Genomic DNA, 21,792 nt, shown 5'->3' on the forward strand with positions numbered 1-21,792 from the left:
GGCTTGGAGGGTTGGGCGCCTGACGGTCGCCCGTACGCACGCGGACAGCTGTCCGCTGAAGTCTGCTTACTACGCCGTAGGTCCACCGCGCCGCACCCGTCCCGTCTCGGATCGGGGAGAGGGATGGCGCACCAGGAAACCCCGGCGAGAGAGGCCACAGGCCAATTCATGACCATGACTGATCCGATCGCAGACATGCTGACTCGTCTGCGGAACGCGAACTCGGCGTACCACGACTCCGTGACGATGCCGGCGTCCAAGATCAAGTCTCACATCGCGGAGATCCTCCAGCAGGAGGGCTTCATCACGGGCTGGCGCGTCGAGGACGCCGAGGTCGGCAAGAACCTCACCCTCGAGCTGAAGTTCGGCCCGAACCGTGAGCGCTCCATCGCGGGCATCAAGCGGATCTCCAAGCCCGGTCTCCGGGTGTACGCGAAGTCCACCTCCCTGCCGAAGGTGCTGGGCGGCCTCGGCGTGGCGATCATCTCCACGTCGCACGGGCTCCTCACCGACAAGCAGGCCGGCAAGAAGGGCGTGGGTGGGGAAGTCCTCGCCTACGTCTGGTAGCAGAAGGGAACGGAGGAAACAGCTATGTCGCGCATCGGCAAGCTCCCCATCGCGGTTCCCGCCGGCGTGGACGTCACCATCGACGGCCGCACGGTCGAGGTCAAGGGCCCGAAGGGTTCGCTGACCCACACCGTTGCTGCTCCGATCGACATCGCCAAGGGCGAGGACGGCACTCTCCAGGTGACCCGCCCCAACGACGAGCGTCAGAGCAAGGCCCTGCACGGCCTCTCCCGCACGCTGGTGGCGAACATGATCACCGGCGTGACCCAGGGTTACGTGAAGAAGCTCGAGATCAGCGGTGTCGGTTACCGCGTGACCGCCAAGGGCTCGAACCTCGAGTTCGCGCTCGGTTACAGCCACCCGATCCTCGTCGAGGCCCCCGAGGGCATCACCTTCAAGGTCGAGGCTCCGACCCGTTTCTCGGTCGAGGGCATCGACAAGCAGAAGGTCGGCGAGGTTGCGGCGAACATCCGCAAGCTGCGCAAGCCCGACCCGTACAAGGCCAAGGGCGTCAAGTACGAGGGCGAAGTCATCCGCCGCAAGGTCGGAAAGGCGGGTAAGTAAGCCATGGCATACGGACAGAAGATCCTGAAGGGCGACGCCTACAAGCGCGCCGCGATCAAGCGCCGTCACATCCGGATCCGCAAGCGGATCTCCGGTACGGCGGAGCGTCCCCGTCTGGTCGTTACCCGCTCGAACCGCCACATCGTGGCCCAGGTGATCGACGACATCAAGGGTCACACCCTGGCGTCGGCGTCCACCCTGGACACCTCGGTCCGCGGTGGCGAGGGCGACAAGTCCGCGCAGGCCAAGCAGGTCGGTGCCCTGGTCGCCGAGCGCGCCAAGGCCGCCGGTGTCGAGGCCGTCGTGTTCGACCGTGGTGGCAACCAGTACGCCGGGCGCATCGCCGCCCTGGCGGACGCCGCCCGCGAAGCCGGGCTCAAGTTCTGAGCCGCTTGTAGCTAGCGGAAAGAGAGAGGTAATCCAATGGCTGGACCCCAGCGCCGCGGTGGCGGTGCCGGTGGCGGCGAGCGGCGGGACCGGAAGGGCCGTGACGGCGGCGCTGCTGCCGCCGAGAAGACCGCGTACGTTGAGCGCGTTGTCGCGATCAACCGCGTCGCCAAGGTTGTGAAGGGTGGTCGTCGCTTCAGCTTCACCGCGCTGGTCGTGGTGGGCGACGGTGACGGCACCGTGGGTGTCGGTTACGGCAAGGCCAAGGAGGTGCCGGCCGCCATCGCCAAGGGCGTTGAGGAGGCCAAGAAGCACTTCTTCAAGGTCCCCCGTATCCAGGGCACCATCCCCCACCCCATCCAGGGTGAGAAGGCTGCCGGCGTCGTGCTGCTCAAGCCCGCGTCCCCGGGTACCGGTGTTATCGCCGGTGGTCCGGTGCGTGCCGTGCTCGAGTGCGCCGGTATCCACGACGTGCTGTCGAAGTCGCTCGGCTCCGACAACGCCATCAACATCGTGCACGCGACCGTGGAGGCCCTGAAGGGCCTGCAGCGTCCCGAGGAGATCGCGGCCCGCCGTGGTCTGCCGCTCGAGGACGTCGCCCCCGCGGCTCTGCTTCGTGCGCGTGCGGGAGCGGGTGCGTAATGGCTCGCCTCAAGATCACGCAGACGAAGTCGTACATCGGCAGCAAGCAGAACCACCGTGAGACCCTGCGCTCGCTCGGGCTCAAGCGCCTGAACGACGTGGTCGTCAAGGAGGACCGCCCCGAGTTCCGCGGCATGGTGCACACCGTCCGCCACCTCGTGACGGTCGAGGAGGTCGACTGATCATGGCGGAGAACAACCCGCTCAAGATCCACAACCTCCGTCCCGCCCCGGGCGCCAAGACCGCCAAGACCCGTGTCGGTCGTGGTGAGGCGTCGAAGGGTAAGACGGCCGGTCGTGGTACCAAGGGCACGAAGGCCCGTTACCAGGTTCCGGAGCGCTTCGAGGGTGGCCAGATGCCGCTCCACATGCGTCTCCCGAAGCTGAAGGGCTTCAAGAACCCGTTCAAGACCGAGTTCCAGGTCGTGAACCTCGACAAGCTGGCCGCGCTGTACCCGGAGGGTGGCGAGGTCACCGTCGAGGGGCTCGTCGCCAAGGGTGCCGTTCGCAAGAACAGCCTCGTCAAGGTCCTCGGCCAGGGCGAGATCTCCGTGGCGCTGCAGGTGACGGTCGACGCCGTCTCCGGCTCCGCCAAGGAGAAGATCACCGCCGCCGGCGGTACCGTCACCGAGCTCGTCTGACTCCATCAGGTGTCTCGATGACTTGAGCGACCCCGACCGGGGATACCCCACAAATGGGGTATCCCCGGTTGGTCGTTCCTAGGGAAGCTGTGTCGCGGGTAAGGTGACCAGCACTGCCCACTTTTCACAAGGTTCTCCCAAGGGGGCACCTTGAGCGGCAGTCGGCCGTTACTCATGTCGTTGTCGTTTGTCGTTGTTCTTATTGGACCTTCAAGACCGTCACCCTTGACGCAGATGCGCGGGGGTCGCAGGAGGCACCGTGCTCACCGCGTTCGCCCGGGCGTTCAAGACGCCCGACCTGCGCAAGAAGCTGCTCTTCACGCTCGGGATCATCGTGGTCTACCGGGTCGGCACGCACATTCCGATCCCCGGCGTCGACTACACGTCCGTTCAGCGCTGTGTGGACGAAGCGTCCGGCAACCAGGGGATCTTCGGTCTGGTGAACATGTTCAGCGGCGGTGCGCTGCTGCAGATCACGGTCTTCGCGCTGGGCATCATGCCGTACATCACGGCGAGCATCATCCTTCAGCTGCTGACCGTGGTCATCCCGCGCCTGGAAGCCCTCAAGAAGGAGGGCCAGGCCGGCACCTCGAAGATCACGCAGTACACCCGCTACCTCACGGTGGCGCTGGCCATCCTGCAGGGCACCGGCCTGGTGGCCACCGCCCGCAGCGGCGCCCTGTTCTCCGGCTGCACGGTCGCCAGCCAGATCGTCCCGGACCGCGCGATCTTCACCACCATCACCATGGTCATCACCATGACCGCCGGTACGGCCGTCGTCATGTGGCTCGGTGAGCTCATCACCGACCGCGGCATCGGCAACGGCATGTCGATCCTGATGTTCATCTCGATCGCCGCGACCTTCCCCTCCGCGCTGTGGGCCATCAAGAAGCAGGGCACCCTGGCGGACGGCTGGATCGAGTTCGGCACCGTCGTCGCGGTCGGCCTGGTGATGGTCGCCCTGGTGGTCTTCGTCGAGCAGGCCCAGCGCCGGATCCCCGTGCAGTACGCCAAGCGCATGATCGGCCGCCGGTCCTACGGCGGTACGTCCACGTACATCCCGCTCAAGGTGAACCAGGCCGGTGTGATCCCGGTCATCTTCGCCTCGTCGCTGCTCTACATCCCGGCTCTGGTGGCCCAGTTCTCCAGCGGCAACTCCAGCTGGAAGACCTGGATCGAGACCAACCTGACCAAGGGTGACCACCCGATCTACATCAGCCTGTACTTCCTGCTGATCGTGTTCTTCGCCTTCTTCTACGTGGCCATCTCCTTCAACCCCGAGGAAGTCGCCGACAACATGAAGAAGTATGGTGGCTTCATCCCGGGCATCCGGGCTGGCCGGCCGACCGCTGAGTACCTGTCGTACGTGCTCAACCGGATCACCTGGCCGGGTTCGCTGTATCTGGGTCTGATCGCTCTCGTCCCGACGATGGCGTTGGTTGGTTTCAATGCAAACCAGAACTTCCCGTTCGGCGGGACCAGCATCCTGATCATCGTGGGTGTCGGTCTCGAGACGGTGAAGCAGATCGAGAGCCAGCTCCAGCAGCGCAATTACGAAGGGTTCCTCCGCTGATGCGTATCGTCCTCGTCGGGCCGCCTGGTGCCGGTAAGGGAACGCAGGCCGCGTTCCTGGCCAAGAACCTGTCGATCCCGCACATCTCCACGGGCGACCTGTTCCGGGCCAACATCAGCCAGCAGACGGAGCTCGGGAAACTCGCGAAGTCCTACATGGACGCGGGCAACCTGGTACCGGACGAGGTCACCATCGGGATGGCCAAGGACCGCATGGAGAAGCCGGACGCCGAGGGTGGCTTCCTGCTGGACGGTTTCCCGCGCAACGTGTCCCAGGCCGAGGCGCTCGACGAGATGCTGCAGTCCGAGGGCATGAAGCTGGACGCGGTGCTGGACCTGGAGGTCCCCGAGGCGGAGGTCGTCAAGCGGATCGCCGGGCGGCGGATCTGCCGCAAGGACTCCAGCCACGTCTTCCACGTCACGTACAGCCCGCCGAAGACGGAGGGCGTCTGCGACGTCTGCGGTGGCGAGCTGTACCAGCGGGACGACGACTCCGAGGAGACCGTCCGCAAGCGGCTGGAGGTCTACCACACGCAGACCGAGCCGATCATCGACTACTACAAGGCGCAGGGTCTGGTGGTCACCATCTCGGCGCTGGGCAAGGTGGACGAGGTCACGGCGCGCGCCATGGAGGCGCTGCAGCGCGACGAGGTCGGCAAGTAGAAGCGGCAAGCAGAAGCGGTTCACGCAAGGCGCCCGGCCGGGGTCTCCCAGCCGGGCGCCTTGCGTGTGTGGCCTCCGCCGCTTCGGCGTACGTCCGGGCGTACGCGTATCCTGGAGCGCCGCGATACCAGTGGCCAGGAGGCGCAACCCGACATGGTGCAGATCAAGACCCCCGAGCAGATCGCGAAGATGCGGGCGGCGGGGCTCGTCGTCGCCGCGATTCACGCGGCGACGCGGGAAGCGGCGGTGCCGGGGGCGTCGACGAAGGACCTGGACGAGGTCGCCCGCAAGGTCCTGGCGGAGCACGGCGCGAAGTCGAACTTCCTGGGGTACGGCGGCTTCCCGGCGACGATCTGCACCTCGGTGAACGACGTGGTCGTCCACGGCATCCCGTCCGACGACGTCGTCCTCAAGGACGGCGACATCATCTCCATCGACTGCGGTGCGATCGTGGACGGCTGGCACGGTGACGCGGCGTACACGGCGTTCGTGGGGTCGGGCCATGCCCCGGAGCTGATCGAGCTCTCCCGGGTCACCGAGGAGTCGATGTGGGCGGGCATCGCGGCCATGAAGCAGGGCAGCCGGCTCGTCGACGTCTCGCGGGCCATCGAGACGTACATCCGCCGCCAGCCGAAGCCCGGCGGCGGGCGGTACGGGATCATCGAGGACTACGGCGGCCACGGCATCGGCACCGAGATGCACATGGACCCGCACCTGCTGAACTACGTCGACCGCCGCCGGGGCAAGGGCCCCAAGCTGGTCCCCGGCTTCTGCCTCGCGATCGAGCCGATGGTCTCCCTCGGCACCCCGCGCACCGAGGTCCTGGAGGACGACTGGACCGTCATCACGACGGACGGCACCTGGTCCTCGCACTGGGAGCACAGCGTGGCCCTGACGGAGGAGGGGCCACTGGTCCTGACGGCTCCGGACGGGGGCCGGGCGAAGCTGGCGGAGCACGGGGTGACGGCGGCGCCGGATCCGCTGGGCTAGGCGCCTGCGGCCTCTGGGGATCCGCGGCATAAGGATCTCCTCGGTGGGGCAGACTCTCTCGATTCGTGTTTCTCGGGGCGCTGACGTAGACTGACTCGTCGGCTCTTGTGCACCCGCATGTCTGCATGCGCCCCTTGAGGGAAAGCCCGGGAGTCGATCAAGGTAGTCGATTCGAAGGGCGAAGCGTGGCCAAGAAGCAAGGTGCCATCGAGATCGAGGGCACTGTCGTCGAGTCTCTGCCGAACGCCATGTTCAAGGTCGAGCTCCAGAACGGCCACCAGGTCCTGGCACACATCAGCGGCAAGATGCGCATGCACTACATCCGCATCCTCCCTGACGACCGGGTCGTGGTGGAGCTGTCTCCGTACGACCTGACGCGTGGCCGGATCGTCTACCGCTACAAGTAGATCTTGCCCAGGCCCCGTACGCCGTAGGTGTGCGGGGTTGCCGGCAACTGACCCGGAGAACCTCACATCCCATGAAGGTCAAGCCGAGCGTCAAGAAGATCTGCGACAAGTGCAGGGTGATCCGCCGTCACGGTCGGGTCATGATCATTTGCGAGAACCCGCGCCACAAGCAGCGCCAGGGCTGATCGTTCACTGATCACACCCTCTGCATCGATATCGCAGAGACTTCGCGCGACGCGAGCTGAATATGTTCATACGCAGGGCCCAGGCGGGGGTTTTTCCTTGTCTGACACCCCCGGTTCGGAGGCCGGGGACCCAGTTCGTACCTAGTACGGCGGCTGGGATCCGGTTCTGCGGAAGACCTCCGAAGATCACCAGGAGCCATTGAATGGCACGCGTTTCCGGTGTTGACATCCCGCGCGACAAGCGCGTGGAGGTCGCCCTCACCTACGTGTTCGGCATCGGCCGGACCCTCTCGCAGGAGACGCTGGCTGCGACCGGCGTCGACCCGAACACCCGCGTTCGCGACCTCTCCGAGGAGCAGCTCGTCGCGATCCGCGAGTACGTCGACAACAACATCAAGACCGAGGGTGACCTCCGTCGCGAGATCCAGGCCGACATCCGCCGCAAGGTCGAGATCGGTTGCTACCAGGGTCTCCGTCACCGTCGCGGTCTGCCCGTCCGCGGTCAGCGCACCAGCACCAACGCCCGCACCCGCAAGGGCCCGCGTCGCGCCATCGCCGGCAAGAAGAAGCCGGGCAAGAAGTAGTCCGCAGCGGACACGCCGTCCAGCGGTCTTCGCTGTAGGACCGACCACCTCCCGTAGGAGTAATAGATGCCCCCCAAGGGTCGTCAGGGCGCTGCCAAGAAGGTGCGCCGCAAGGAAAAGAAGAACGTCGCGCACGGCCAGGCGCACATCAAGAGCACGTTCAACAACACGATCGTGTCCATCACGGACCCGAGCGGCAACGTGATCTCCTGGGCCTCCGCCGGCCACGTCGGCTTCAAGGGCTCCCGCAAGTCCACGCCGTTCGCCGCGCAGATGGCCGCCGAGTCGGCTGCCCGTCGCGCGCAGGAGCACGGCATGCGCAAGGTCGACGTCTTCGTCAAGGGCCCGGGCGCCGGTCGTGAGACCGCCATCCGTTCCCTGCAGGCCACGGGCCTCGAGGTCGGCTCCATCCAGGACGTCACCCCGACCCCGCACAATGGCTGCCGTCCGCCGAAGCGTCGCCGCGTCTGACGCACGGTTGTTTTGAGGCTACGGGCGGTACGGCTCCATAAAGGGTCGTATCGCCCGTACCCTTGCAGTACAGAGTCGGGCGTCAAATAGCGGGCGCCCCTGACTGAAGGAACACAACATGCTGATCGCTCAGCGTCCCTCGTTGACCGAAGAGGTCGTCGACGAGTTCCGCTCCCGGTTCGTGATCGAGCCGCTGGAGCCGGGCTTCGGCTACACCCTCGGCAACTCCCTCCGCCGTACGCTCCTGTCGTCGATCCCGGGTGCGGCGGTCACGTCGATCCGTATCGACGGTGTCCTGCACGAGTTCACCACCGTGCCGGGCGTCAAGGAGGACGTCACCGACCTGATCCTCAACATCAAGCAGCTGGTCGTGAGCAGTGAGCACGACGAGCCGGTCGTGATGTACCTGCGCAAGCAGGGTCCGGGTCTGGTCACCGCCGCCGACATCGCGCCCCCGGCCGGTGTCGAGGTGCACAACCCCGACCTCGTCCTCGCCACGCTCAACGGCAAGGGCAAGCTGGAGATGGAGCTCACGGTCGAGCGTGGCCGCGGTTACGTCTCCGCCGTGCAGAACAAGCAGGTGGGCCAGGAGATCGGCCGTATCCCGGTCGACTCCATCTACTCGCCGGTTCTGAAGGTCACGTACAAGGTCGAGGCGACTCGTGTCGAGCAGCGCACCGACTTCGACAAGCTGATCGTCGACGTCGAGACCAAGCAGGCCATGCGTCCGCGTGACGCCATGGCGTCGGCCGGTAAGACCCTGGTCGAGCTGTTCGGTCTGGCGCGTGAGCTCAACATCGACGCCGAGGGCATCGACATGGGTCCGTCCCCGACGGACGCCGCCCTCGCCGCCGACCTGGCGCTGCCGATCGAGGAGCTGGAGCTCACCGTTCGGTCGTACAACTGCCTCAAGCGTGAGGGCATCCACTCCGTGGGTGAGCTCGTCGCTCGTTCCGAGGCCGACCTCCTCGACATTCGCAACTTCGGTGCGAAGTCCATCGACGAGGTCAAGGCGAAGCTGGCCGGCATGGGCCTGGCCCTGAAGGACAGCCCGCCCGGATTCGACCCCACGGCCGCCGCCGACGCCTTCGGCGCCGACGACGACGCGGACGCGGGTTTCGTGGAGACCGAGCAGTACTGACCGTACTGACCGGTCGTTGCCGGTGAGCATCCGCTCATCGGGTTCCTGACCCCGGTACCTGATACGGCCGGGGCAGACACACAGGAGAAGAACCATGCCGAAGCCCACCAAGGGTGCCCGTCTGGGCGGCAGCGCCGCGCACGAGAAGCTGCTCCTCGCGAACCTCGCGAAGAGCCTCTTCGAGCACGGCCGTATCACCACCACCGAGGCGAAGGCCCGCCGTCTGCGGCCGTACGCCGAGCGTCTGGTCACCAAGGCGAAGAAGGGCGACCTTCACAACCGCCGTCAGGTGCTCCAGGTGATCACGGACAAGAGCGTCGTCCACACGCTCTTCACCGAGATCGGCCCGCGCTACGAGAACCGCCCGGGTGGCTACACCCGTATCACCAAGATCGGTAACCGCCGTGGCGACAACGCGCCCATGGCCGTCATCGAGCTGGTCGAGGCGCTGACCGTTGCACAGGCTGCGACGGGTGAGGCCGAGGCCGCGACCAAGCGTGCCGCCAAGGACGCCGAGGCTGCCGCGGCTCCCGCCGAGGTCGTCGAGGACGCCGCGCCGGTTGAGGCCGACGAGGAGTCCAAGGACGCGTAAGGCTGTCCTTTTGCTGCCGGTCCGTTGTGGCTGGTCGCGCAGTTCCCCGCGCCCCTTTGGGGCGCGTCAGCGGGCCCGTTCCTTTCGAGGAGCGGGCCCGCTTCTGTGGTCTTGAGAGGATCTCTGTGTGAGTGACGAAGTACAGCCCGGTTACGTCCGTGTCCGCCTGGACCTTTCCTATGACGGGACCGAGTTCTCCGGGTGGGCCAAGCAGGCCGGGGGGCGGCGGACCGTGCAGGGGGAGATCGAGGACGCTCTGCGGACCGTCACGCGGTCGGGGGAGACGTCGTACGAGCTGACCGTGGCGGGGCGGACCGATGCCGGGGTGCATGCGCGGGGGCAGGTCGCGCATGTCGATCTGCCGGAGGGCGTCTGGCGTGAGCACCACGAGAAGCTGCTGAAGCGGCTCGCCGGGCGGTTGCCGCGGGATGTACGGGTGTGGGCGCTCAGGGAGGCGCCGAGTGGCTTCAACGCTCGGTTCTCGGCCGTCTGGCGGCGATACGCGTATCGGGTCACCGACAATCCCGGGGGTGTCGATCCGCTGCTGCGGAACCACGTCCTCTGGCACGACTGGCCGCTCGACGTCGACGCCATGAACGAGGCCGCCCGGCGGCTCCTGGGCGAGCACGACTTCGCCGCCTACTGCAAGCGGCGGGAGGGGGCGACGACCATTCGTACGCTCCAGGAGCTGAGCCTGGTGAAGGGCGAGGACGGGATCATCACGGCCACCGTGCGGGCCGACGCCTTCTGCCACAACATGGTGCGGTCGCTGATCGGGGCGCTGCTGTTCGTGGGGGACGGGCACCGGGGGCCCGAGTGGCCCGGGAAGGTACTGGCCGCCGGCGTCCGGGACTCCGCCGTGCATGTCGTACGGCCGCACGGGCTGACGTTGGAGGAGGTCGGCTACCCGGCCGACGAGTTGCTCGCCGCGCGCAGCAAGGAGGCGCGGAACAAACGGACGTTGTCCGGTGGCGCCGGGTGCTGCTGACGGGCCGTCACCATTTGGGCTGTGTTGCCCTTCTGGTGAGGGAGTGCTTCGTGCACGTTAATTTTCCTCCGTGACGGGAGTTGTGTGATTAAGGTCATCCCTTGATGGTTGGTGTGTGCATCGTGTGGGTTTAGGGTGAAGGCTGCCATCGGGGGAGACCGGCGTGTTGTGACAACAGAGGTGCCGGAGCTGTGCCCGATCCTTTGTGTCAGCCGGGGGGGAGCCCGCTGTGTCGAGTCTGTCTGTCGTCATACCTGCCTTGAACGAGGCCGAGAACCTGCCTGGCGTCTTCGCGACGATCCCGGTGGAGGAACTCACCGCGGCCGGTTGGGGCGTCGAGGTGATCATCGCCGACAACGGTTCCACCGACGGGACCGCCGAGATCGCCGAGTCCTACGGGGCCAGGGTGGTCCACCAGCCGCTGCGCGGCTACGGCAACGCCTACAAGGCGGGGATCGCCGCGGCCCGCGGCGAGGTGATCGCCACCGGTGACGCCGACTGCACGTACCCCTTCGACGACCTGCCCAGACTGCTGAGCATCGTCGACGAGCACCAGGTCGAGTTCCTCAACACCAACCGGCTCGGCCGGGAGAACCGCGAGGCCATGAAGCCCTCGCACACCGTGGCCAACCACGCGCTCAGCCTGGTCAGCCGAAAGCTCTTCAAGAGCACGATGCGTGATTCCCAGAGCGGGATGTGGGTGTTCCGCCGCTACATCTGGGAGACTCTCAAGGTCACCTCCGACGGCATGGGCTTCTCCCAGGAGATCAAGAACGCCGCTGTGCGGGAAGGTTTCCGCTGCATGGAGGTACCCATCGAGTACCGGCCACGCGGCGGCGAGGTGAAGCTCAACGCCTTCTCCGACGGGGTGTCCAACGTGGCCCAGCTGTTCCGCCACCGGCTCCGCGACAACGCACTGCGCACCGACACCCGGGCCCAGTGGTACGACCGTTCCACCAGACCCGTCCCACCGCCCCTGATGCCGGCTCAGCGTGAGGTGCCCCGGGGCGCCGTGGACCGCGCGGCACAGGGAACGGTGGGAAGCGGCCACTCTCTGGCGTGACGGGCCGCCAGGTTTTTTGAGAGGACACATGCCGACTGAGACAGCGCGAGGCGAGCGCCGTGGGGGAGCCGGGAGGCCGGTTCGCGGGCGCGGCTCGTTGGTCCGGCGTGCCCTGGTGGCGGTCGCGCTGGCCGCCGCGCTGATCACCGCGTGGTCGACTCCGGCGGTCCGTGAGGAACTCGCGAAGTCCTTCACCCGCCAGGACCGCCCTTATCTGGAGCTCTACTTCATCGAGCTCCCCTCCTACGTGGGCACGAAGCTCCAGGCGCAGGTCGCCTTCACCTCGCACGGGGCGGTGTCGTCCGCCGGGCCGTCCGCCGAGGAGCGGGAGGACGGCGCGCCCGAGCCCAAGTCCGGCACCTTCGTCCTCAAGGCCGAGGCGGACCGGGACGGCAAGCCGATCGCCACCGGATGGGCCACGGTGCGTGCCGTCAGCGGGAAGGCGAGCGTCGTGCAGGTCTCCGTGCCGAAGGCGGAAGGCGCCGACGCGCTGCGCATCACGGTGGCGGGCCGGTCCGAGTACGTGCTCGGCCATCTCGAGAGCGCCGGATGAGCGCGGGGAAGGAGCCCCCGCGAATGGGGCGCAGAATCATTCAGGTCACCCCCTACTACCCGCCGGCCCTCGGCGGGCTCGAGCGCGTGGTGGCGCAGCTGTCCCGCGAACTCGCCGACCGGCACGAGGTGCATGTGGTCACCACGGGGCTGCGGACCACCGACCTGCCGCGGCACAGCGTCGAGGACGGCGTCGTGGTGCACCGGCTGCCCGCCGTCGAGGTGGCCAACACGGCCGTCTCCGCGCTGCTGCCCGTACAGCTGGCCAAGGCGCGGCCCGGGGACATCGTGCACCTGCACATCGCGCACGCCCTCGTGCCCGAACTCGTCTCCGCGGTCGCCGCGTTGCGGCAGGTCCCGTACGTCGCCCACTTCCATCTCGACGTGGACGCCAGCGGTCCGCTGGGGCGGTTGCTGCCCTGGTACAAGCAGCACTTCCTGGGCCGGGTGCTGCGCCGGGCCGCCGCGGTGGTCGCGCTCACCGAGGAGATGGCCGACTTCCTGGTGGAGCGGTACGGGGTGTCCCGGCAGCGCCTGCACATCGTGCCGAACGGGGTGGCGCACGAGTACTTCCGGGAACCCCGGACCGCTCCGGCGCGGCCCCTGCGCCTGCTCTTCGTCGGACGGCTGCAGATCCAGAAGAACGTGGCCCGGCTGCTGGACGCGATGGCGCTGGTCCAGGGGGACGTGCGGCTGCGGATCGTCGGCGACGGCGAACTCCGCGCCTCTCTCGTGGAACAGGCGGCCCGGCTCGGGCTGCGGCACGTCGAGTTCGCCGGGGCGCTGTACGGGGACGACCTGGTGAAGGCGTACGCGGACAGCGACGCCTTCGTGCTGCCCTCCGACAAGGAGGGGATGCCGCTCGTGCTGCTGGAGGCGATGGCCTCGGGGCTTCCCGTCATCGCCACCGATGTGCCCGGCAACCGCGAACTGGTCGACGGCACCGGACTGCTCGCGGCGCCCGACCCGGCCGCACTCGCGCGGCGGATCGACGAGCTGGCCGCCGACGTGGACCTGTGGCGGGACCTGGCCGCGCGCAGCGCCCGCACCGCGGCGGGACTGTCGTGGTCCCGGGTCGCCGAGCGCGTCGAGCAGGTGTACACCGAGGCGCTGGCATGACGATCGAGGCGGACGACAACACACTCGCGCTGACCACCGTGACGCACCCCCGGGAGCACCGGGCGGAAGCCGACACGGAGACCGACACGGAGACAGGCACCGGGACAGGCACCGGGACAGGCACCGGGACAGGCACCGGGACCGGTCCGCGGGCCGACCGTCGCCGGAAGAACAACCGGTTCGCGGTGCCGGCCGGCACGGTGCTGATCGCCTCCGCGCTCTCCACCCTGGCGGTCCTGCTGCCCGTCACGCCCCCGCTCGTACGTCTCGCGGCCGGCCTGTATCTCCTCTTCGGCGCCCCGCTGCAGCTGTGGCGTCCGCTCGCCGGACGCATCGTGCCGACGGGCAGCGGCCGCACGCTGGTCTCGGTCGGCCTGGTCCTCATCGGGGACATGCTGACCGCACTCGTCGTCAACACGGTGCTGCCCTGGGCGGGCGTGGACCGGCCGCTGACCACCCAGTCGCTGACGGCCGCCACCGCGCTGGGCATCGGCGTCCTGTGGTGGTTCCGCCGGCGGTACGCGCCGTACGAACGCACCGGCCCGGCGCGGCTGTGGGCGCTCGCCCGCGACACCCCCGGCCTGGGCATGGCGTTCGCCGCGGGGGCGGTCACCCTGCTGTGCGCGATCGCGGGAACGATCCGTCTGAACAACGGATACGGCGGGACGGTGAGCATCGTCGCGAGTGTGCTGGGCGGCCTGCTGCTGTTGCTCCTGTCCGTCAAGCGCCGCACGTACCACCTGACCGCCCTGGAGACGGGGCTGTACATGGCGGCGCTCGCGCTGCTGCTCCTGGCCTCGCTGCGCGGCTGGTTCATCACCGGGCACGACGTCCAGACCGAGTACCTCTTCTACCGGATGGCGCTGGGCGGCGAGTACTGGGACGTGTCGACCTACCGGCACGCCTACAACGCCTGTCTGAGCATCACCCTGCTTCCGGTGAGCATCCGCCAACTGACCGGCATCGACGACATCTACATCTTCAAGGCGATCATCCCGGCGCTGTTCGCCGTCACCCCGGTCATGCTGTTCCGCTCCGTGCGGAACGTGGCCCCGCGCTCCGTGTCGCTGCTCGCGGCGGTCTTCTTCGTCGCCTTCCCGACCTTCCTGACGGACATGGTGTTCCTCGGCCGGCAGGCGATCGCCTTCGTGCTGCTGGGCAGCGCGATCGTGGTGCTCACCGACAGCCGGGGCCCGCGGACGGCACGGCGGGTGCTGTTCGTGGTGCTGCTGGTCGGGGTGGTCCTCTCGCACTACTCGACCGCGTACGTGGTGATCGGGACGCTGACGCTCGCGCTCGCCTACGACAAGGTGTGGCGGCTGGTGTCCCGCCGGGGCCGGGACCGGTTCCGGCGCCGGCGGCGCGAGGACCGCATGCTGAGCTTCCTCCAGTGGTGGATGGTGCTCGTGCCGGCGGTGGCCGCGGTGGTCTGGGCCGGCCCGGTCACCCACACCGGCGGCCAGCTGCACGAGACGGTGGCCACGGCGGTCTCGGACCTGATCTCGCCCGACAAGGGTCAGTCCGGCTCCTCCGACACCGGCTACAGCCTGTTCGGCGGCGAGCAGCTGTCGGCGCAGCAGCGCCTGGAGCAGTTCGTCAAGGAGTCGGAGGCCGACTCCGCCAAGGACCGCTCGAACCTGCTGCTGACGAAGAAGGAGCTCGACGGCATCGACTGGACGGCCGTGTCCAGCGCGGACATGCCGCTCACCCCGCTCGGCCGGATCCTGGACGCCGTGGGCATCCCGGTGCCGTCGCTGAACGGCGCGGTGCGGGGCGCGGTCGCCTACTTCTTCCAGCTGATGACCGTGCTCGGCATCTGGGTGGTGCTCCGGGCCCGCCGCTCGGCGTTCCGTGCCGTCCGGGACCAGACGACCATGGCCTGGGCCGCCCTGAGCACGGTCGTGCTCTTCACCGTCGTACCGCAGCTGTCCGTGGACTACGGCGTGCTGCGCGCCTTCCAGCAGGGGCTGTTCTTCTTCGCCCCGTTCCTGGCCGCGGGCACGCTGTGGGTGCTGCGCTGGGCGCGCCGCAAGGAGGTCCTCGGCGCGGTGCTGACCTTCTGCCTGCTGCTGAACCTGGTGGGTGTCATGCCGAAGGTGCTCGGCGGCTACCCGGCGCAGATCCAGCTGTCCAACAGCGGCGACTACTACGACATCTACTACACGCAGGGCCAGGAAGTGCAGGCCGCGCTCTGGCTGGACGCCTGGAAGCGGGCGCGCGAGGACGCGACGCCGATCCAGATGGACAGCTTCTCGTACACCCGGCTCAAGCCGTACATGGCGTCCGACGCCAAGGGCGTGACCACCCCGGTGTGGCTGGGCAAGGAGGCGTACCTGCTGCTGGGCACGACGCCGGCCCGGACCGGACGGGTGTCGATCTTCTATCGGGGTGACCGGATCACGTACGAGTTCCCGCGGGCGCTCGTGGAGAAGAAGAAGGACCTGGTGTACAACAACGGCGGTTCGGTGGTGCTGAGGTGACCGGTTCCGTGCGGCGAGTCCTGCTCGTCTGTCACTTCTATCCTCCGCACATGGGCGGGATCGAGCGGGTCGTCCAGGCCGAGGCACGTCGGCTGGCCGCGCTCGGGCTGGAGGTCACCGTGGTGACCTCGGGCGAGCGGGCGTCCGAGACCGTCGGCGACGACGGGGTCCGGGTCGTGCGGGTGCGCGCCTGGAACGGGCTGGAGTCCCGCTTCGGGGTGCCCTTCCCGCTGTTCGGGCCGCGGCTGCCGCGGCAGATGCGGCGCTGGGCGCGGTGGGCGGACGTCGTGCACATCCACGACACCTTCTATCTGACCTCCTGGGCGGCGGCCCGGGCGGCCCGGCGGGCGCGCCGCCCCTGGCTCGTCACCCAGCACGTGGAGCTGGTCGACCATCCCTCGGCGCTGGTCACCGCGGTGCAGCGGGCCGTGTACCGGCTGGCGGGGGCACGCATCTGGCGGGGTGCGCGCACCGTGTTCACCCTCAACGCCCGGGTCGCCGACTTCGTCCGCGGCCACGGCGCGGCGCCGGAGCGGATGCGGCATCTGCCCAACGGGGTGGACACCGAGCTGTACCGGCCGAGCCGGGACGCCCTCGAGCGACGCGAGATCCGGGCCGAGTTCGGACTCCCCCTCGACCGGCCGCTGGCCCTGTTCGCGGGGCGGCTCGTCCCCAAGAAGGGGTACGACGTCGCACTCGCGGCCCGCGAACGCGGCACCGGCTTCGACCTCGTCCTCGCCGGAGGTGGCGACGCCTCCGCGCTGGACGGCGGCCAGGGTGTGCACTACGTCGGTGCGCTGCCGCCCGAGCGGCTGGCCCGTCTCTACCGGGCCTGCGACATGTTCGTGCTGCCCTCGGTGGCGGAGGGCTTCCCGCTGTCGGTGCAGGAGGCGATGGCGGCGGGTCTGCCGGTGGTGACCACGCCCGACCCCGGCTACGCGCCGTACGGCCTGGACACGGACCGGTTCGTGTTCGCCGAGCGGGATCCGCGGGCGGTCGCGGCGGAGCTGTCGCGGCTGGCCGCGGACGCCTCGCTGCGCACGGAGATGGCCAAGTACTCGGAGCGGTACGCGCGGACCGCTTTCTCGTGGGACGCCCACGCGGAGGCGCTCGTGGCGGCCTACGAAGAGGCTTAGGCACGAAGCTGCAAGGGGGGCGGGACTCAGGTCCCGCCCCCCTTTGCTGTTACAGCGAGTTTGCTGTTACAACGAGTCTGCTGTCACAGCGAGCGGAACAGCTCGTTGTACCGCTTCGTCAGCAGCGGCCAGTCGTACTTCTCGACCACGCGGGCGCGTCCCGCCCGCCCCATGCGGTCGGCCAGCTCGTCGTCGGTGAGCAGTGTGCGCAGTGCCCCCGCGAGCGCCGCGGGGTCGCGCGGCGGCACGATGAAGCCGGTCTCGCCGTCGGCCACCGTGAAGGGCAGCCCGCCGACGGCCGTACCCACGGCCGGGGTGCCGCAGGCCTGCGCCTCGGCGAGAGCGGTGCCGAAGCACTCGGAGTCGCTCACCGAGGACAGCACCCCGGCCCGTGCGTGCCCCACGGCGTCCACGAGTTCCCGGCCGCGCAGCTCGCCCACGGCGATCACACGGTCGGCGACGCCCAGTTCGGCGGCGAGCTTGAGCAGGTTGTCGACGTCGTCGCCGCCGCCGATCAGCTTCAGCTGTGCCTCGGGCAGGTCGGTCAGCAGCGAGAAGGCGCGGATCAGCTGGTCGACGCCCTTCCAGCGGGAGGTGCTGTCCATCCGGCCCACGTAGACGACGACCGGCGGCCGCTCGGAGGGCGGCGGGCCGGGTATCCAGCGCTCGGTGTCGACGCCGGGCGGGATCTCCTGGGCGCGCGGACGGCCGTACGCCATCGAACCGGGCGCCACCGCGACGGGGACGGTGGCCCGGGCCATCAGCCGGGGCAGCACGGAGCGCTCGTAGACGGCGATGATCCGGTTCGCCAGGCCGTTGCCGGCGTCCTGCTTGTGCATGGTGCCCGCGTGGTACGTCAGCACGGTGGGCCGGCGCTTCGCCGCGAACACCGCGATGTCCGCGAGGCCGGGCACCGGGGCGTGCGCGTTGACCACGTCGACGCGCTCCCGGCGCAGCCGGCGGCGGACCTGGAGCGGCCACAGCGGGTTGACCGGGCTGTTGGACAGCTTCAGCCAGGCGCCCAGCCGCACCACCTTCACGCCGTTCTCGACACTCACCCGGGTGCGCCGGCCCTCGGTGTTGGTGGTCAGCACGACCGCCCGCATCCCCGGCGCGGCGGCGACTCCCTCGGCGATGCGGGCCGCGTAGTTCTCGACGCCGCCGATCTTCGGGGGGTAGTACGAGGAGACGACGGCCACCGTGCGCTGCCCCGCCTGCTCGGGGACGACGGAGCGCAGGCGATCGGTGAACTCCTCGGCGCGGGCCCGGTAGGCCGGCAGGACGGAGCGCAGGTGGGCGCGGTAGCCGGCGGACTGCTCGATGAGGCGGTCCACCATCGGGATCAGGTTGTCGGCGCGCACCTCGTCCATCCTGAGCACCCATTCGCCCAGGCCCAGGTCCTCCATGATCCCGCGGGTCTTGTGGTCGTACTCGATGGCCGCGCACGGCACCTCGGAGAGCAGACCGAAGATCACCGAGTGGAAGCGGGTACCGAGGATCAGGTCGGCCTCCCCGTACAGGGCGAAGACGTCGTGGTGGGAGAGGGAGGCGTCGTCGACGAGGTGCAGCCGGGCGCTGTCCACCTGGGCCGCGATACGGCGGTTGACGATGCGGTCGTCGTCGTCCTGGAAGGCGCAGGTGACCTGGGGGACGAGGACGACGTCGCAGTCGGAGCCGGTCAGGAGGTGGGTGATGGTGGCGGCCATGGCGGACTCGTAGGCCGACTGCTGGGCCGCCGGGAGGTGCTCCCGCGCCGTGACCAGGACCAGCCGGGAACCGCCGGTGATGCCCAGGTCCTCACGCCAGACCCGGCCGGAGCGGCCCTGGAAGGCGAAGGCGCTGTCGATGCCGCGCTCCACGTTCCGCCCGGCCACCCCGACCTTGGCCAGCTGGTCCACACTGATGTCCTCGCGTACGGAGATCAGCCGTGCGTGACGCATGACCCGGCGCATCAGCGCCCGCTGGAACCGGGTGGGGAACGGGCCGTACGACTGGGGTCCCAGGGCGATCGGGGCACCGAACCGCCGGGCCAGCCACAGCGGCAGCAGCAGGAACGCCACGCTCAGGTCGGAGGGGAAGTCCTTGGTGCCGCGCAGGAATCCGCCGCCCGGCGACAGCACGAGGTCGGCCTGGGCGATGGCCTGCACCTCGCGGCGCATCTCCGCCGGCATCAGCCGGGCGAGCACCTTGAGGAGCGGAGAGCTGCCGGGGACGGCGGCGACCAGGGCGAGCAGGGCGGCGAGCAGCTTGCCGGTGATGCGTGCGACGCGCGGGGCGTCCTCCCGGCCGACGTGGCGCCGGATGGAGCCCAGGTTCTGGATGCCGTCGAAGTCCGCGTATTCCTCGGGGGACTCGAAACCGGCGATGCGGACGCGGGCTCCGGGGTAGGCGGCTCGCACCTGCTCGATCGCGACGCTGAGCAGCGCCGCGTCGCCGCGGTTGCCGCGCTCGAAAGCGTTGACGATGACGACGTTCACCGGCTGATGGCCTCTCTGTAATGGTTCTCCAACGCGTCGAGGAACCGCTCGACGTCGTAGCGCTCGGCGCGGGCGGCGGAGCCCTCACCGAGCCGGCGCAGCAGCTCCAGGTCGCCCACGAGGGGGCGCAGGGCCTCGGCCAGTGCGGGGGCGTCGCCCGCGGGGACCAGCGCCCCGTTGTCCTCGCCGACGAGTTCCGGCAGCCCGCCCACCCGGGACGCCACGATGGGCCGCCCGATCTGGAGCGCCTCCAGGGCGACGGTGGGGAAGTTCTCGGGCCACACCGACGGGATGACCACCACGGAGGAGGCGGCGAGCGCCTCGCTCACGGCGTCAGGCGAGACCCAGCCCCTGAAGCGCACCCGTCCGGCGGCCGTGAGGTCGGCGGCGGAGCTCTCCAGCGCGGCCCGGTCGGCGCCGTCGCCCACGATGTCGAGCGTGGCACCGGGGTGTGCGGCGAGCAGGAGCCGGAAGGCGTCCAGCAGGACGTGCACACCCTTCACCCGCTCCAGCCGCCCCACGTACAGCAGGCCGCCGCTCTCCTTCACCGGCTGCGGCATCGCCGTACGGGGTACTCCGTTGGGCAGCACGTGGACGGGGACCTTGCCGACGTCCTTGCGGACGAGCTCGGCGAAGTAGGCGCTGGGTGCGAGGACCCGGTCCAGGCGGCGCAGCCGCGGGAGGTAGGCGGGGCGCTGGAGGAAGCGCAGGTAGAGGTAGCGGGCCTGGTCCGACAGGGAGAGGCGGTCACCTCGGGTGGCGGAGTGCAGGTTCCAGCGCAGCAGCTCCAGCGTCCAGTCCTCGGGGCCGTGCAGGGTGAGGATCTGCGGGCGGCGGTCCGTCGCCGCGAGGGCCGCGGGGCTGAACTCGCCGATGGTGTGCAGATGGACGACGTCGGGCTGGAACTCGTCCATGATCCGGGTCAGGCGGCGGTGGGCGTCCCGGTGCCAGAAGTAGCCGAGGAAGCGCTGGGGCGCGCTGCCCTCGATGGCGGGGACGAGGTCGTCCGCGAAGAGTTCGTGACCCTCGGCGTTGAGGGTCGTGGCGACGGTCCGCATCTCGTGGCCGCGGGCGGTCATGCCCTGCTGGATGAGGCGGACACTGCGTTCCGCGCCGCCCGCCTCGTGGCCGATGTTGATGACGTGCAGCAGTTTCATGATGATGTCCGGTCGGCGAGAACGGGCGTGTGCACCTGGGGTTCCCGGGGCGTCTGACCGCCCCGACGGCGGCGCAGCAGAGCGGTCAGCGCGACCAGCCCGGAGGCGAGGTTGCCCAGGCCCCAGGCCCAGCCGACCCAGACCAGGCCGCGGTCTGCCCACAGCAGTGCCAGCGAGATCGTCACCACGGCGAAGACCGCGTTGTTGACGATGAGCTGGCGCAGCTGACGGGTGATCTTCAGGGCGAAGTTCGCCCAGGCGGAGAGCGCGACGGCCAGCGAGCCGATGGCGCAGGCGATCAGCAGCGGCCGGGCCGCGTCCGAGTACTGCGACCCGAACACCCACAGGATGAGCCCGCTGCCGCCCGCGACCACGGCGGCGGCGGGGGTCTGGGCCGCGGCGATGATCACGGCGGTGCGGCGCAGCAGCATGGGCAGCTGGCTCGGGTCGTGCGAGCCCTCGGCGAACAGCGCCTCGCCGACGGAGTAGGCGATCGCGTTGAGCAGGGCCGCGATCTGGAAGGCGACGTAGAAGTAGCCGGTCGCCTCGGCGCCCAGGTGGTGCAGCACGATCAGCGGCAGGACGAGCTGCGGCAGCAGGTTCAGCAGTCCGGAGAGGTAGCTGGCCAGGGAGTAGGTGAACTGCTCGCGCAGCCGGGTGCCGCCGACGCGCAGCTCGAAGCGGAAATCGAGCCGGCGGCGCATGAGGATCAGCGCGCACAGCACGGCACCGGCGAATCCGGCCCCGGTCGATCCGACGATCCCGTACATGCCGAGTCCGGTGAGGAAGGCCGGCAGGGCGAGTTTGGTGACCCCCTGGGTCAGCCCGTCCGACAGGACGTTGAGCTCCGGGGTGCGCGCCCCGGTGAACACAGACTTCGCCAGCTGGTTCAGCGCGGCGAAGGCGCACAGCACGGCGAAGGTCGCGACCGCGAGCGGGTTCTCGCGGACGAAGAGCAGTTTCTCGCCGTACAGCGGCAGCCCCGCCAGATAGCCGAGCGCCAGCAGGCCACCGGCCCCGGCGACCACGCACAGCGCGAGCGTCAGCTGGGCGTTGCGGTCGGAGGAGGCGGCGGGGAAGCGCACGAGGGTGCTGTTGAGGCCGAACTGGGCCAGATACGAGATGAGGCTCATCGCGGAGATGAGCGAGGTGGCGATGCCTACCTGCGCCGGGCTGTAGAAGCGCGCGACGACCACCCAGAACAGGAAGCCGAGCGCGGCCGTGGTGGCCGTGGTGGCCAGCACGAAGAGCGAGTTCCGGTAGACGGTGTGCACCTGCTTGGGACGGCTATGTCTCGGCACGGCCGGCCCGTCGATGGCGGAGCGCGAGGCTCACTGATTCCCCCCACATGGTGGTAGCGCCGAGGCCGCCGGTGCTACCGGCGGCCTCGATGGTGTGAACGGCCGCCCGGGTCG

Annotated in this window: 24 protein-coding genes; 21 read left to right on the plus strand and 3 right to left on the minus strand. The window is 69.2% G+C overall.

What is annotated here, in order from left to right; genetic code table 11:
- The first annotated feature begins 168 nt into the window (after positions 1-168).
- The 21 genes from rpsH (at position 169) to ACIRF9_RS13740 (ending at position 16,743) form a co-directional block, all read left to right on the plus strand.
- On the plus strand, positions 169-567 hold the full coding sequence (gene rpsH, locus ACIRF9_RS13640; RefSeq protein WP_055632350.1) for a 30S ribosomal protein S8: 399 nt from the start codon (positions 169-171) through the stop codon (positions 565-567).
- A gap of 24 nt (positions 568-591) precedes the next feature.
- On the plus strand, positions 592-1,131 hold the full coding sequence (rplF, locus tag ACIRF9_RS13645; protein ID WP_403820187.1) for a 50S ribosomal protein L6: 540 nt from the start codon (positions 592-594) through the stop codon (positions 1,129-1,131).
- A 3-nt stretch (positions 1,132-1,134) separates the two neighbouring features.
- Complete coding sequence (gene rplR / locus ACIRF9_RS13650; protein WP_055632352.1) at positions 1,135-1,518, plus strand: 50S ribosomal protein L18; 384 nt, start codon at positions 1,135-1,137, stop codon at positions 1,516-1,518.
- 36 nt (positions 1,519-1,554) lie between these two features.
- The gene (gene rpsE, locus ACIRF9_RS13655) at positions 1,555-2,160 is read left to right on the plus strand and encodes a 30S ribosomal protein S5 (RefSeq protein WP_009190144.1); all 606 of its coding nucleotides are present in this window, start codon (positions 1,555-1,557) and stop codon (positions 2,158-2,160) included.
- Entirely contained in the window at positions 2,160-2,342 is a 183-nt protein-coding gene (gene rpmD / locus ACIRF9_RS13660) for a 50S ribosomal protein L30 (protein WP_055632353.1), read from the plus strand. Before rpsE ends, rpmD begins: the two co-directional genes overlap by 1 nt.
- A gap of 2 nt (positions 2,343-2,344) precedes the next feature.
- Positions 2,345-2,800: a 50S ribosomal protein L15 gene (gene rplO, locus ACIRF9_RS13665; protein ID WP_003974249.1), complete on the plus strand. Its 456-nt coding sequence runs from the start codon at positions 2,345-2,347 to the stop codon at positions 2,798-2,800.
- A 259-nt stretch (positions 2,801-3,059) separates the two neighbouring features.
- The gene (gene secY / locus ACIRF9_RS13670; protein ID WP_403820191.1) at positions 3,060-4,373 is read left to right on the plus strand and encodes a preprotein translocase subunit SecY; all 1,314 of its coding nucleotides are present in this window, start codon (positions 3,060-3,062) and stop codon (positions 4,371-4,373) included.
- On the plus strand, positions 4,373-5,035 hold the full coding sequence (locus tag ACIRF9_RS13675) for an adenylate kinase (protein ID WP_403820194.1): 663 nt from the start codon (positions 4,373-4,375) through the stop codon (positions 5,033-5,035). The genes secY and ACIRF9_RS13675 overlap by 1 nt, the downstream gene beginning before the upstream one ends.
- Before the next feature lie 153 nt (positions 5,036-5,188).
- On the plus strand, positions 5,189-6,025 hold the full coding sequence (gene map / locus ACIRF9_RS13680; protein ID WP_403820197.1) for a type I methionyl aminopeptidase: 837 nt from the start codon (positions 5,189-5,191) through the stop codon (positions 6,023-6,025).
- 185 nt (positions 6,026-6,210) lie between these two features.
- Positions 6,211-6,432, plus strand: a complete 222-nt coding sequence (gene infA / locus ACIRF9_RS13685) for a translation initiation factor IF-1 (RefSeq protein ID WP_003948620.1) — start codon at positions 6,211-6,213, stop codon at positions 6,430-6,432.
- 71 nt (positions 6,433-6,503) lie between these two features.
- On the plus strand, positions 6,504-6,617 hold the full coding sequence (rpmJ, locus tag ACIRF9_RS13690) for a 50S ribosomal protein L36 (RefSeq protein WP_004984509.1): 114 nt from the start codon (positions 6,504-6,506) through the stop codon (positions 6,615-6,617).
- Positions 6,618-6,820: 203 nt separating this feature from the next.
- Positions 6,821-7,201: a 30S ribosomal protein S13 gene (gene rpsM, locus ACIRF9_RS13695; protein WP_030788235.1), complete on the plus strand. Its 381-nt coding sequence runs from the start codon at positions 6,821-6,823 to the stop codon at positions 7,199-7,201.
- A 66-nt stretch (positions 7,202-7,267) separates the two neighbouring features.
- Positions 7,268-7,672 carry a 30S ribosomal protein S11 gene (gene rpsK / locus ACIRF9_RS13700; RefSeq protein WP_055718826.1) on the plus strand — a complete coding sequence of 135 codons (405 nt, stop codon included), beginning with the start codon at positions 7,268-7,270 and terminating at the stop codon, positions 7,670-7,672.
- A gap of 118 nt (positions 7,673-7,790) precedes the next feature.
- A complete protein-coding gene (locus tag ACIRF9_RS13705; RefSeq protein ID WP_003966937.1) occupies positions 7,791-8,813 on the plus strand; it encodes a DNA-directed RNA polymerase subunit alpha in 1,023 nt (340 codons plus the stop codon).
- 94 nt (positions 8,814-8,907) lie between these two features.
- The gene (gene rplQ / locus ACIRF9_RS13710) at positions 8,908-9,405 is read left to right on the plus strand and encodes a 50S ribosomal protein L17 (protein WP_403820201.1); all 498 of its coding nucleotides are present in this window, start codon (positions 8,908-8,910) and stop codon (positions 9,403-9,405) included.
- Positions 9,406-9,532: 127 nt separating this feature from the next.
- The gene (gene truA / locus ACIRF9_RS13715; RefSeq protein WP_403820204.1) at positions 9,533-10,393 is read left to right on the plus strand and encodes a tRNA pseudouridine(38-40) synthase TruA; all 861 of its coding nucleotides are present in this window, start codon (positions 9,533-9,535) and stop codon (positions 10,391-10,393) included.
- 229 nt (positions 10,394-10,622) lie between these two features.
- Positions 10,623-11,456 (plus strand): glycosyltransferase family 2 protein, encoded by an 834-nt coding sequence (locus tag ACIRF9_RS13720; protein ID WP_403820207.1) that lies wholly within the window; start codon positions 10,623-10,625, stop codon positions 11,454-11,456.
- A gap of 97 nt (positions 11,457-11,553) precedes the next feature.
- A complete protein-coding gene (locus tag ACIRF9_RS13725) occupies positions 11,554-12,009 on the plus strand; it encodes a hypothetical protein (protein WP_403820210.1) in 456 nt (151 codons plus the stop codon).
- 23 nt (positions 12,010-12,032) lie between these two features.
- Positions 12,033-13,127 carry a glycosyltransferase family 4 protein gene (locus tag ACIRF9_RS13730; RefSeq protein ID WP_403820212.1) on the plus strand — a complete coding sequence of 365 codons (1,095 nt, stop codon included), beginning with the start codon at positions 12,033-12,035 and terminating at the stop codon, positions 13,125-13,127.
- Positions 13,124-15,607 (plus strand): DUF2206 domain-containing protein, encoded by a 2,484-nt coding sequence (locus ACIRF9_RS13735; RefSeq protein ID WP_403820215.1) that lies wholly within the window; start codon positions 13,124-13,126, stop codon positions 15,605-15,607. Before ACIRF9_RS13730 ends, ACIRF9_RS13735 begins: the two co-directional genes overlap by 4 nt.
- 50 nt (positions 15,608-15,657) lie before the next feature.
- Positions 15,658-16,743: a glycosyltransferase family 4 protein gene (locus tag ACIRF9_RS13740; RefSeq protein WP_403820218.1), complete on the plus strand. Its 1,086-nt coding sequence runs from the start codon at positions 15,658-15,660 to the stop codon at positions 16,741-16,743.
- Between the two features lie 83 nt (positions 16,744-16,826).
- On the opposite strand, the gene ACIRF9_RS13745 is transcribed toward ACIRF9_RS13740, so the two are convergent.
- The 3 genes from ACIRF9_RS13745 to ACIRF9_RS13755 are packed head-to-tail and all read right to left on the minus strand — an operon-like array spanning position 16,827 to position 21,678.
- Complete coding sequence (locus ACIRF9_RS13745; protein ID WP_403820221.1) at positions 16,827-19,220, minus strand: glycosyltransferase; 2,394 nt, start codon at positions 19,218-19,220, stop codon at positions 16,827-16,829.
- Entirely contained in the window at positions 19,217-20,377 is a 1,161-nt protein-coding gene (locus ACIRF9_RS13750; protein WP_403820223.1) for a glycosyltransferase family 4 protein, read from the minus strand. Before ACIRF9_RS13750 ends, ACIRF9_RS13745 begins: the two co-directional genes overlap by 4 nt.
- On the minus strand, positions 20,374-21,678 hold the full coding sequence (locus tag ACIRF9_RS13755; protein WP_403820226.1) for a lipopolysaccharide biosynthesis protein: 1,305 nt from the start codon (positions 21,676-21,678) through the stop codon (positions 20,374-20,376). The genes ACIRF9_RS13750 and ACIRF9_RS13755 overlap by 4 nt, the downstream gene beginning before the upstream one ends.
- Positions 21,679-21,792 lie beyond the last annotated feature (114 nt).

Origin of the sequence: Streptomyces sp. NPDC096132 (assembly GCF_044763345.1) — a bacterium.
Classification (GTDB): Bacteria; Actinomycetota; Actinomycetes; order Streptomycetales; family Streptomycetaceae; genus Streptomyces.